The sequence below is a fragment of the Dyadobacter frigoris genome (assembly GCF_005280585.1).
GTDB classification, from domain to species: Bacteria; Bacteroidota; Bacteroidia; order Cytophagales; family Spirosomataceae; genus Dyadobacter; species Dyadobacter frigoris.
The window spans coordinates 61,716-73,459 of the sequence record NZ_SZVO01000025.1 but is presented as its reverse complement, the minus strand read 5'-3'; the positions used below and the strand labels follow the sequence as shown (position 1 = coordinate 73,459).

Genomic DNA, 11,744 nt, shown 5'->3' with positions numbered 1-11,744 from the left:
TACTCTGGCATTGATACTTGCCGCGCCAGTCTTCGAATTCCCTAACGCAGAGTTATAGGTACTCACCAAAATATCCCAGGGAATATTCCTTGATAGCACAACCCAACGATTCTTCGGATTCAGTTTTCTGGAAAAAGGAGACTCGAATCCCTCGATACCAAGTTGATCCTGGCTAACATAATTTTGCTTTGATGCACGGTTTTTTGATGACTTTGCCATAGAATCGAGCATTTATTATCAGATAAATATAACATATTTGACTGATTGTCTGGTATTTGATATATATTCAGCAGACCCTACTTAATTAATATAGATTTTTAAGGTATAATTACAAAAGAGTCTACTCTACTTATTTTTAAAAACTCTACAAAACTATTTATGATTAAGGGAAATTTGAGTGAAAATATTTTTAGTTATAAGGATTCTCACAGATTCAATGATAACAATTACATTTTGGTAGTAAAGGATGAAGAATTTCCAGACAAAAATGTACTTTCAATTCTTTATAACAATAATGGCACCATATGGGATATTGATGACTATGATATGGGCGACAAAATCTTTGCAACTTGGAATAGAAACATTGAAGAGTTACCCTTGGGTGAACGATTTTCCTTAAACCAGTTAGTTAAAATATCACATGGGCACATAATTGGAAATGAGAAATACTACGAAAATTCACCTTATCCTAAAAGTTTAACATTTCATACAAATATTCATTCCTTAGGAGAAAATGAAATTATTGAGATTTTTGAAGGGAAGATTGAGGAAGGTAAAGCACGATTTGAAATTAGAGAACCATCACTTGGCGTACTAATTACAGATATATATTTACAAACAAATAATTGCTTTTTCATAAATGATTCTGATAAAATTATTGGACCGTTCAAGGCGCTAAAAAAGGATAGTTCAGGACAATTTGTCATTGAAAAAAGCTTTTGGAAACCTTTTGGAGAATATGAATATAATGAAAGTATGTTTATTCAATTTTCTGCCAATGATATAGAAAGGAAGATTATTATTCCAAGCCTTAATAAACTGAAATTACTTAAATCTTTGGAGTTCATCTCCGATGATCACCTAATTGATAATTTTAGAATTAATTTTTCAAACAACCCTGATGGCTTTAATGTAGACATACTGGAAAAAGCGTTCGAATTTATTCAAAAAGCGATAAATCTAAATTCGATAAATGAAAATGATAGGACTAATAAAAGATTATTGGAATTACTTAGAGTTTCTGAAAGGGCAGTGCTGTCAGACTTAAATATTAGTCAAATTCTTCCAGAAGTTAAACAAACTAAGAGAGATATTCAAGAATTGCAAGAGTTAAAACTTTCGTTACAAACTGATATTAATAATTATGAAAACAAAATTTCTAATTTAACCCAGGAAATATTACTTAATGAGGAACAACAAGCAAGTCTAACAATAGAATTAGAGAATATTACGAAAATTCGTGAAGAGAAATTACTAAACAAAGGATCGGAGTTAGATTTACGTATTAAGGAGTTGGAAGAGCGCAGGGAAAAATTGGATAAAGAAATTGAGGAAGAGAAAAAAAATAAATCCGAAGATATTAATGAGCTTGATGCAACAATAGATTATAAGAGAAAAGTGGAGAAAGAGTTGGATAGCGCCATAAAAACCTTGAAAGATTCTTTTGTAACGGTTCAAAAAGATTCATATATCCAATTAAATGAATTAATAAAACACAAGACCCATTTTGATTTTATAAGTGGTAAGGATATTTCGACTTATGACCCTAGGAAAAAAGATGTATATAAGTCTTATCAAATTAACGCCGAAAATCACGAGGATTACAAAACTTTCAGAAAAAAGATCTTAGATATCTTCGAATCGAACAATCGTAAATTAGAGAGTCATTTTATTGATAATCTTTTAATATCAATTCATCAAAATACTTTGACACTTTTTGCCGGCTTGCCTGGTACTGGTAAAACGTCATTAGTCAGAATCTTATTAAATGTATTGGCTCCTAAGGAAAGAATTAGAGAAGTAGCTGTCGCAAGAGGATGGACTTCACAAAGAGATTTGATTGGATTTCATAATCCACTTTCAAAAGGCTTTCATGCTTCATCAACTGGTATTTACAGTCTGTTAAAACAGTTGGATTGGGAAACGGAAAATCAACTCTCACTTAGTTCTCCATTGGGTTATATACTTTTAGATGAAGCTAATTTAAGTCCGTTGGAGCATTATTGGTCTACTTTCTACAATCTAACAGATAGCTATGCCAGTAAAGAATCCGTTCTTAAAATTAATATTGGGGAAAATGAAACTATTTCCTATCCTAATAATTTAAGATTTATAGGAACTATAAATTATGATCAAACAACGGAAGAGCTATCTTCACGAGTTTTAAATCGAGCAAATATAATAAGAATGAATCCCCGTGCTTTAGATATTGATAGTCTATCAATTAATGAAATTTCTAATTTGAATTTTTCTTTTAAACAAGCTATTGACTTCTTTGAATTAATAGATTTTTCAACCGAACAAAAAGCAATTTCCATGGATTTAGATTCGGAAAATAAGTACAAAGAAATAAAAAGAAATTTTGAAGGACTGAAAATATACATTAGTCCAAGGGTTGAAATTGGCATTAAAAGATATTTTGGAATCGCGAAGAAATTAATGTATGAAGAGAATAGACCTTTAGATTATTGTATTGCTCAAAGATTATTGCCTCTAATAAATGTTCAGGGAGAGAATGCCAGAAAAAAGTTGAATGACTTATTGTCGTTATTGAAAAGCAATAAATTTGATATTTCTTCGAGAATTTTGGAGGAAATTATCCAGGCAGGTGGAGAAGGAGAGATTTATGAAGATAATTACAATTATTTTTTAACACTTTCTCATGTTTAAGTTATTTCGGTACGATAAAAATATTAGAACAGAGGTATTACCAATACAAGGTTTATATACTGTACAGGAACTAGGAGAATATGAATTTATTTTCGACAGCGTGATTAGACTTGAATCATTAAGGAATATCTTCTTAGAAGATATTCCTATTGATAAAGGATTATATAATATTAATGAAAATAAAGTAAGATCAAATAAATCTAGATTTTTTCAAGATTATTTTGGTTATGCTTCGTTAAAAATTGGAAATGAAATTGTCAAATTTAACATTCAGATTGAGAAATTGAAAATTTCTGAAATTGAGGATATACTTCTTTTTTTATGGAGAAGTGAAAATAAAATTTTCCATAATTTCTTATCAAAAAGTACTCTTAACTCAGGAATTGACAAAAATGGAACGGAATTTGGACTAACATCTAAATACCTAATATTCGTAAGTCACTTTCATGAGGTTTTTAAAAAATTATTGATACAGTTTCAAAATGCACCCCAATACGTTCTTCGGAATGAAAAGATCGAGATAGAGTACTCTCCGGAGGCAACCTCACCGGAATCAATAAATTGGATTTGCTCTAATCTTGATCGAATTAAATTCGATTACCTTTTTCAAAATTATCCAAACTCAATATTAATAGGAAATAATTATGGGCATTTGGATAAAATACAGTCGGAAGTAAAAGTGAGATCCTATGAAGTTTATGAAAATGAAATAATTCTCGGAGCTTTTATAGATATTATTATTAAACTTAAATCTTTGAAGAAATATATATTATCTAATGTCAATATTGAAAAATACAGTGATTCTAGATACGCAGACTTTAGAGATTTAAAGAAAATTCCGCTTATTAAATTATTTGAGGATTCAGCTTCGATAGAGAAAAAAATATCCTCTTTATATTCTAAGTTTCAGAAAGTTTTTCCCAATGCCAAGCCTAAACGTGAAAAAGCTAAACTAACTCCGGTTTTTTCCAGCAGATGGCATTATTTGACAGCTTTTAAAACAATTGAGCAATCAAAAAATTTGAAATTGAGTTTAGAGGGAGAACTTCAATTATTAAATATTAGAAAATTAAGTCAGTTATATGAAGCTTACAACTTACATAGTATAATTGATATCTTTAATGAGAAGCTGAATCTTAGTAATTTTACTATTGAGACGAGTTCTGACAGAGTTGATGGAATTGTCAACAGATTAATTTACAAAAATTCTGTTTGCTCCATAAATATTTACTATGAGCTAAAATATCCGAATTCGCATTTTGTAGATCTTACCAGAATTGATAATTCTATTGGGAATTACTATAATCCAGACTACATAATTGAGTTTGATAATAATATTTTCAAAAGCTACTATATTATTGATTCTAAATATACTCACTACACAACTTTAAAAAATAGTTATTTGAACGAAGCTATATTTAAGTATATCTTAAACACGGGTTTAATAGATGAAAGCTATAAAAAAATTAATCATTTAATTTTACTTTATCCCGGTCATATTAACGAAGATTATGTTGGAAGTAAATTCCATAATCCACAAATAAGCCTTATCATCTCTAAGCCAAAAGATGATGAATATTTTAAGAATTTACTAAAAAATATTATTGTCAAAGAAACTCCTGTTCATCTACTAAAAATCTCACAAGAGACTGTTTTAAATGGATAACAAGAATAAATATAACCCCCAAAAAAATGTTCATCATCTCCCTAACCTACATCGTCCCCCTCGAAGAACTCGACCAGCACATGCCAGCCCACGTCAAATACCTCAAAAAGTATTATAAGAAAAACATATTCGTAGCATCCGGTAGAAAAGTGCCGCGGTCGGTAGGGATTATTTTGGCTTTGGCGGGTTCGGAAGAGGAGGTTAGGGAAATTATCAGTGAAGATCCCTTTTATAAACTCGAACTGGCTGAGTTTGATATTACACACTTTTTGACCTCACAATTCCACCCGGATCTGGAAGATTTGCTGAAGGGGAAATAGGTGGTAAGTTGTTCGAAATAATAGTGTCAGATGAAAGTTCCGGCGGCTTACCAACGGCACTTTCATCCGAAAATTGGGAAGATTTAAAATGTCAGGCTTTGCCTAAGGCCCATTTTAAATGTCCTAAATGATGGTGGATATGCCAGTTGGAGATGGCTAGTGCATCTTTTTGGGTGAACCAAATTTGTCGTGCTGAATGGTAATAACTGATCGACAGCTGTTCTTCGGTTAATGTTCTGGCCAGGAAAACGTAACGTTTTGTAATGCCTTCAAAGGCCTGTAAAGAATCTTCAACCGGTGCAGAAACAGAATCTGCTGTTGCTGCCCAGGCGTTCATGTCAATTAATATCGTGTCTTTATTTTCAGGCTCGGTCAGTGCTTTTTTGAGCCGCAAATAGTGGAGATATTGTATGTCGCTCACGTGATGTACAATCTGGCGTACGTTCCAGCTGTCGTCGCGATAGGTTTTGGCAAGTTCTTCTTCTGAAAGATTTTCAACCAGCTGACGGTATGCAGCCGGCGCTTTTTCTATATTTTCAATGAAATTTTCAAGCTCTTCTTTGGAGTAGTTTTCCTGTTTTACAAAAGGGCCGATAGGAAATTTGCGGTCTGTCATAACAATCGATCGGGGGTTTTAAAACCAGAATTAATACGAGTTCCGGAGAAATCCGGTTTTCAAAGTTAACAAGAAAAGGTTTTAACTATTACTACTATACGTTTTGCATTTGAAAAACAGATTTAAGAAATCAATTTGTGCGCTAAAATCAGAAATGGGAAAGATGTGTAAATCAAAATTTGATTACATTTTCGATTTTGTCGTGTTCTGCCACGAAGTTCGTCGTTTATACACCCCTATATTTTAAATTAGTGTCGGTAAATTTGTTGTATTAAAACCAGAAAATATATATCATTATGGCACAAATTAATGCGTATCTTACTTTCGCTGGCAAATGCCGCGAAGCAATGACTTTTTATCGGGAATGTCTGGGCGGAGAACTGGAATTTATCGTGATCGAAGATTCTCCAATGGCAGGACATTTTCCTGCGGAATTGCAAAAGAGTATTTTACATTCAAGTCTGGCAAAGGGAAATTTGATACTTCTGGCAACAGACATGACGGGGCCGGACGGGATGGTCAAGGGAAATAATGTATCGCTGTCGGTAACGTGTGACAGTGAAGCGGAAATGAACGACTACTTTTCGGCATTGTCGGCCGGAGGAAAAGTTACATACCCGCTGGAAGATTTTTTTGCAGGCAGAATGGGGTCGCTGGTTGACAAATTTGGTATGTACTGGTCGGTTTATTATGACAAAAAGAGCGGACAATAGCCTTTGGCGTAATCCACCCCCAAGATTGCCGTGTTTGCCCCCTTTTTAATCAAAACGGTGACATTACATTTGTAGCGTAACGCATTAATACCTAAACATAAAGAAAATGAACGTACTCAAAATAATTCTGATTGGAATCGCATTGATTATTGCGCTTGTGCTGGTGGTCGCTCTGTTTGTAAGTAAGGAATACACGATTGAAAGAGAAATCACGATCAATAAGCCAAATCAGGAGGTTTACGATTACATTAAATACGTTAAAAACCAGGACCATTTTAATGTGTGGGTGATGATGGACAAAACGATCACGAAGCAGTTCCGGGGCACCGACGGTAATGTTGGTTTTGTATACGCCTGGGAGGGAAAGGAAAGAGCAGGAAAGGGTGAACAGGAAATTAAAGCACTTCATGAAGGCAAGGAAGTGGACCTGGAAATTCGTTTTGAAAAACCATTTGAAGGGATATCGCAAACACAAATGGTAGCTGATTCTCTTTCAGCAAATCAGACCAAATTAACCTGGAAAATGGTTGGCGCGAGCAAATACCCGGTTAACATTACCAACTTGTTTACAGGTAAACTTTTAGGCGGCGATATGGAAAAAAGTCTTTCGCTTCTGAAAGGAATTGTTGAAAAACAATAATATCACCAGATACTTACAGCTATTTTTTTATTTCAAAATTTAACTCATTAATACGATGGCAACTAAAATTTTCGTCAACTTACCTGTTAAGGACCTGGATAAATCGGTGGCATTTTTTACCAAAGTGGGTTATACTTTCAATGCGCAGTTTACCAATGAAAACGCAACCTGTATGATCATCAGCGAGGATATTTTCGTGATGCTTCTGGTAGAGCCTTTTTTCAAAGGATTTACCAAAAAGGAAATTCCCGATACGCAAAAGTATGCTCAGGCAATCCTCTGTTTATCCGCAGAAAGCCGGGAAGATGTGGATAAATTGGTAAGTCTGGCTTTGGGCGCGGGCGGAACAGCACCGAATGATGTTCAGGACCAGGGTTTTATGTACGGCCATGGTTTTCAGGATCTGGACGGACATTTGTGGGAGGTAATGTGGATGGATCCTGCTGCAATTCAGGGTTAAAACGGAAAATTATTTATATTAGAGTCAAAAAAGCGTTCCACGCGCTGATCAAATAAATCCCTATCTAAACTTTCAACGAAAACATGAAAATTGCGGTCATTATTGTACGTGTATTAATGGGTTTGATGTTCCTTTTTGCATCTATTGCCTATTTTTTTAAATTGATTCCACCGCAAGAACTAAGCGGTCCAATGAAACTTTTTAATGAAGGTTTGACGGCATCCGGTTACTTTATGCCATTTTTAAAAGCGGTGGAACTGATTGCCGGAATACTTCTGGTGGCAGGATTATTTATTCCGCTGACGGCCATTGTAATTTTCCCTATTACAATAAACATCTTTCTGGTGCACGTGTTTTTGGCTCCGGAAGGCATACCAATCGCAATTTTCATGTTGGCAGGAAATTTGTTTATCGCCTGGTATCATCGCAAAAGTTACGCACCGTTGTTTGTTATGAAGTGATTTGATAACCTTCGTATAAAGAGGATAGTTTAGTGTTTTTTGTAAAAATGGGTACATTGCCGAAGGATCATAAAAGACACTAAACTATTCTTGATTTAAGATTTGATATTGACAAAATAAAAATGGCAGAAGACAACGCACAAATTGGATTATTTGAAAAGCCTGTTCTTGACAAACCGGTAACCTACGAATACGAAGTGTTTCTTTCTATACTAAAAAATATAGAAGAAGACGCAGTTATGTTAAAAGGCAAAACGGAAGCTATTGTTGGACCTGACAAGCAAAAGTATTTCCGTCCTCATATTTCTTTTCTTTCTTTTAAACAAAAAGTGGGGAAAGATGTTGTGTTGAGTACTTTGCAAAGTGCTTTGTTGAGTTTTGGTCCTGTGGATGTTGAAATAAACGGGTTTGAAATTTTCAGTAAAGGGCCAAGAGGTCAAGCCATTATACTGAGCGTGGTGGAGTCGGATGCGTTAAAGACTTTATATGCTTTAATTCAATCCACATTTCGTTGTGGCAAAATGAAAGGGTTGCATTTGACGATCATACGGACGATTTATCTGTATGACCAGGAAGCCGTTCTAGCTCAGTTGAATGCGTGGAATTATTCTAAAACTTTCCAATGTACCCAACTTACACTGCTTAGAAGACCAAAAGACAGCAAGGGAAAATACGAGGAAGTTGGGATACTGAATTTGGGAAGTTAAGCTGATTAAAAGTTAAAACTAAAAATCACTCGTATGATAGAAGTTTTCAAAACTAACGTTACCGACAGAGAAGGTGCCAATATGCTGCTGGATCAGATTCATCTGACTTTTATTGGTTATCAGGCGAATTTTGATCTGGAAGATTGTGATAAAATTTTGCGTGTATGTTTTGATTCGGGCATTGTACAAACGTCTTTGATCATTAGTCTTCTGAAATATTTCAAATACGAGGCAGAAGTTTTGCTCGAAAACAGTCTTTCGCCGGCAGAACAAATTCTATTAGTTAAATAATCGCGATTATAGCCTTACCATATCTTTGTTATATCTGTTTTTATAGCCAACTGGTGAAAGTCCCGTGATTTTTTTGAAAGTTGTCCTGAACGCCTTGGTATCAGAATAGCCGACATCGTTCATCACTTCATTGATATTTTTCCGGCTTCCTTCAAAACTCTTTTTAGCTGCTTCAATTTTTACGCGCTGAATATATTCCGAAACGGTATTAGAAGTCGCTTTTTTAAACCGTCGTTCCAGACTTCTGCGACCGATCGCAAACATGGACGATAGCTGATCGACCGTGATTTTATCCTGAAAGTTAAGCTCAATAAATTCCTGTGCTTTTTTTATTGGTTCGTCCTGATGTTCACTCTGGCCGTTGAACATAATAAACGGCGACTGGCTTTTTCGGTCCATTTCTATCTCAAAATATTTCGAAGCCAGAATAGCCATATTTCTATCCGTATATTTTTCCAGTAAATACAAAAGCAGGTTCCAGTAAGAATTAGCGCCGCCGCTGGAATAAATCCCGTTTTCATCCGTGATGATTTTGTCCGCTACCAGATCAACATCCGGAAACATTCTTCTGAAATCGTTCTCGGCGACCCAATGTGTCGCACATTTTTTTCCTTTCAACAAACCTGTGGAGGCCAGTAAAAAAGCACCGACGCAAAGGCTGGCAAGTTCTGAGCCTTCTTCATATTTTTGTACAATCCATGGAAAGAACTCTTTGTTAGCTTCTATCACTGCCTCTCTGTCGCCATTAACAGCCGGAATAATGATCAGATCCGTTTTTTGAATTTCATCAATGGTAGCATCCGGATATACCCGAAATAATCGGTCATAAATTTCCGGCTCTTTGGAAAGTCCGACGAGCTTTACATCAAACAAGGCCGGTTTTCCTTTGCTTTCCAGAAACTCATTGATTTTGGTGAACATATTGAACGGACCTTCAATACAGCTCAACGCCGCAGCACCTTTGGGAACGAGAATAGCTATGTGTTTCATATTTCAAAAATAGAATGAAAATCTGTCGCAATCAACCCTCAATATCGTCTTGATTACACCGCCTGCATTTTTTGATAAGATGTTAAATTTGCAAAATCAATGAATTTAACAAATCAATTTCACTGATTAAATTCAAAACTATGGAAACTACAAAATCATTAATCCAAAAATCAATATTGATTAAAGCGCCCAAGGAAAGAGTCTGGGATGTATTGTTTACCGATCCGTATATCAGGATTTGGTATAATGAATTTAGTGTAGGATGTTACGCAATAACCGATTGGAAATTAGGGAGTAAGGCAGTTTTTAAAGATGATAGCGAAAGGGGATTAATTGGAGAAATAGTTGTAAATCAGCCCAATCAATTGCTTACGATTGAATATAAAGGAGTGCTGGAAGGCGGTGTAGAGGATTATGAAAGTGAAATGGCAAACCAGATGAAAGGCAGCCGTGAAACTTATAAAATATCAGAAACTGATGGGGGAACGTATCTCGAAATTGAGCTCGATATAACTCCGGAATATTTCGAAATGATGTCTTCTGCCTGGGATAAGGCTTTGGAGAAAATTAAAGAATTAGCTGAGCAATAAGTTATTAATAATATCCGGTGTGGTTTTATAACCGCACCGGATGATATTTTTACAACCAAAGTTTTTCCATTTCTTCCAAAGTTTTTTCCTTCGTTTCAGGAATAAATTTCCAGACAAACAGAAACGCACCGATCGACATCAGCATGAAAATCCAGAAAGTAAATGCGTTTCCGATCGATTGAAGCAAAATTGGAAAACATTGGGAAACGATAAATACAAAAATCCATAAGGCAAAAACGCAGATGGACATAGCGCGTCCGCGGGTGCGGTTTGGGAAAATTTCAGCGATAACCACAAAAGTTAAAGGCCCGAGTGAAAGTGCAAAAAAGGCGATGTAGGCTAAAATCGAAATCAGAACGAGATAACCTTTGGCCAGATCAAGATAAAAAGCACCGCCTATCAAAGCCAGACAAACCGTCATTCCAGCCGAACCGGCTAGTAACAAACTTTTTCTACCCACTTTGTCCACATATTTTATCGCAACAATGGTAAACAGGAAATTCACTACACCAACTAAAATGGTTTGCAGCAAAGCAGAATCCGATCCGTCTCCGGTAGATTTGAAAATTTCAGGCGCATAATACATGATGGCGTTAATGCCCGTAATTTGAGAAAACATAGCCAGAATAATCCCGACAACGAGCGCTTTCCTAATTCCGGGTTTGAAAATTTCAGAAAATGAAACCGATTCGGTATTTAAATTCTGATTAATTTCGACGAGTTCCAAACCTGCTTTTTGCGGTCCGTTTATTTTTGTCAGGATAAAAAGTGCTTCCTCGTTTCTGCCTTGTTTGGCAAGCCAGCGTGGACTTTCCGGTACAAAAAATAGTAAAACCAAAAATATCACCGAAGGGAAAATACCTGAACCAAACATCCATCGCCAACCGGTTTCCACATTCCAGCTTTCATCATACATTCCAGCGATTTCTGCATTGACAAAATAAATCAGCAAAATTCCGGTTACGATTCCAAGCTGGTTAATAGACACAAGTCTGCCGCGTTTTTCCGCTGGCGCAATTTCGGTAATATACATCGGAGCTAACATGGAAGCGATGCCGATACCTAATCCGCCGATAATCCTGAAAAAGACAAACCAGTTTAAATCGGAAGGAACGGCGATTCCAAGGGAAGATATGCCAAATAAAATAGCGGAAAGGATCAGGATCTTTTTTCTTCCCAGCCAGTCGCTTAACGCACCTGCAAACAACGCCCCAAAAACACAGCCGATCAATGCGCATGATGCTACCCAGCCCACCATGGAGGGAGACAAATCGAATTTGATCTGTAAAAATCCGATTGCACCGGCGATCACTGCCGTGTCATATCCAAACAATAAACCGCCCACAGCTGCTACCAGGGTAATTTTATATAGAAAAAATACGCTTCCCTGATTTCCCATGA

General features: G+C 35.8%; 13 protein-coding genes and 1 pseudogene. 10 read left to right on the top strand and 4 right to left on the bottom strand.

Annotation, left to right across the window (positions count from 1 at the left end):
• Positions 1–219: pseudogene (locus FDK13_RS32760) on the bottom strand (IS5 family transposase); the annotation flags it as partial.
• A 159-nt stretch (positions 220–378) separates the two neighbouring features.
• On the opposite strand from FDK13_RS32760, the gene FDK13_RS32755 reads away from it, so the two are divergent.
• The 3 genes from FDK13_RS32755 to FDK13_RS32745 are packed head-to-tail and all read left to right on the top strand — an operon-like array spanning position 379 to position 4,875.
• Positions 379–2,889, top strand: coding sequence for an ATP-binding protein (locus FDK13_RS32755; RefSeq protein WP_137344240.1), 2,511 nt, complete (start codon positions 379–381; stop codon positions 2,887–2,889).
• Positions 2,882–4,555 carry a hypothetical protein gene (locus FDK13_RS32750; RefSeq protein ID WP_137344239.1) on the top strand — a complete coding sequence of 558 codons (1,674 nt, stop codon included), beginning with the start codon at positions 2,882–2,884 and terminating at the stop codon, positions 4,553–4,555. The genes FDK13_RS32755 and FDK13_RS32750 overlap by 8 nt, the downstream gene beginning before the upstream one ends.
• 26 nt (positions 4,556–4,581) lie before the next feature.
• A complete protein-coding gene (locus FDK13_RS32745) occupies positions 4,582–4,875 on the top strand; it encodes a YciI family protein (protein ID WP_137344238.1) in 294 nt (97 codons plus the stop codon).
• Between the two features lie 91 nt (positions 4,876–4,966).
• Here the strand turns inward: FDK13_RS32745 and FDK13_RS32740 are convergent, their stop codons facing one another.
• Positions 4,967–5,491 carry a DinB family protein gene (locus FDK13_RS32740; protein ID WP_137344237.1) on the bottom strand — a complete coding sequence of 175 codons (525 nt, stop codon included), beginning with the start codon at positions 5,489–5,491 and terminating at the stop codon, positions 4,967–4,969.
• A gap of 296 nt (positions 5,492–5,787) precedes the next feature.
• Here FDK13_RS32740 and FDK13_RS32735 point away from each other — a divergent pair, with 296 nt between their 5' ends.
• The 6 genes from FDK13_RS32735 (at position 5,788) to FDK13_RS32710 (ending at position 8,763) form a co-directional block, all read left to right on the top strand.
• Positions 5,788–6,204, top strand: a complete 417-nt coding sequence (locus tag FDK13_RS32735; protein WP_137344236.1) for a VOC family protein — start codon at positions 5,788–5,790, stop codon at positions 6,202–6,204.
• 106 nt (positions 6,205–6,310) lie between these two features.
• Positions 6,311–6,844, top strand: coding sequence for an SRPBCC family protein (locus FDK13_RS32730; RefSeq protein ID WP_137344235.1), 534 nt, complete (start codon positions 6,311–6,313; stop codon positions 6,842–6,844).
• A 55-nt stretch (positions 6,845–6,899) separates the two neighbouring features.
• Positions 6,900–7,304 (top strand): VOC family protein, encoded by a 405-nt coding sequence (locus FDK13_RS32725; RefSeq protein WP_137344234.1) that lies wholly within the window; start codon positions 6,900–6,902, stop codon positions 7,302–7,304.
• An 83-nt stretch (positions 7,305–7,387) separates the two neighbouring features.
• Positions 7,388–7,765, top strand: coding sequence for a DoxX family membrane protein (locus FDK13_RS32720; protein ID WP_137344233.1), 378 nt, complete (start codon positions 7,388–7,390; stop codon positions 7,763–7,765).
• A 122-nt stretch (positions 7,766–7,887) separates the two neighbouring features.
• Positions 7,888–8,472, top strand: coding sequence for a 2'-5' RNA ligase family protein (locus FDK13_RS32715; protein ID WP_137344232.1), 585 nt, complete (start codon positions 7,888–7,890; stop codon positions 8,470–8,472).
• Positions 8,473–8,505: 33 nt separating this feature from the next.
• The gene (locus FDK13_RS32710) at positions 8,506–8,763 is read left to right on the top strand and encodes a hypothetical protein (protein ID WP_137344231.1); all 258 of its coding nucleotides are present in this window, start codon (positions 8,506–8,508) and stop codon (positions 8,761–8,763) included.
• Positions 8,764–8,769: 6 nt separating this feature from the next.
• On the opposite strand, the gene FDK13_RS32705 is transcribed toward FDK13_RS32710, so the two are convergent.
• On the bottom strand, positions 8,770–9,753 hold the full coding sequence (locus tag FDK13_RS32705; protein ID WP_137344230.1) for a GlxA family transcriptional regulator: 984 nt from the start codon (positions 9,751–9,753) through the stop codon (positions 8,770–8,772).
• A gap of 140 nt (positions 9,754–9,893) precedes the next feature.
• On the opposite strand from FDK13_RS32705, the gene FDK13_RS32700 reads away from it, so the two are divergent.
• Positions 9,894–10,343, top strand: a complete 450-nt coding sequence (locus tag FDK13_RS32700) for an SRPBCC family protein (protein ID WP_137344229.1) — start codon at positions 9,894–9,896, stop codon at positions 10,341–10,343.
• A gap of 49 nt (positions 10,344–10,392) precedes the next feature.
• On the opposite strand, the gene FDK13_RS32695 is transcribed toward FDK13_RS32700, so the two are convergent.
• Positions 10,393–11,742 carry a sugar porter family MFS transporter gene (locus tag FDK13_RS32695; RefSeq protein WP_229216320.1) on the bottom strand — a complete coding sequence of 450 codons (1,350 nt, stop codon included), beginning with the start codon at positions 11,740–11,742 and terminating at the stop codon, positions 10,393–10,395.
• Positions 11,743–11,744: the final 2 nt, after the last annotated feature.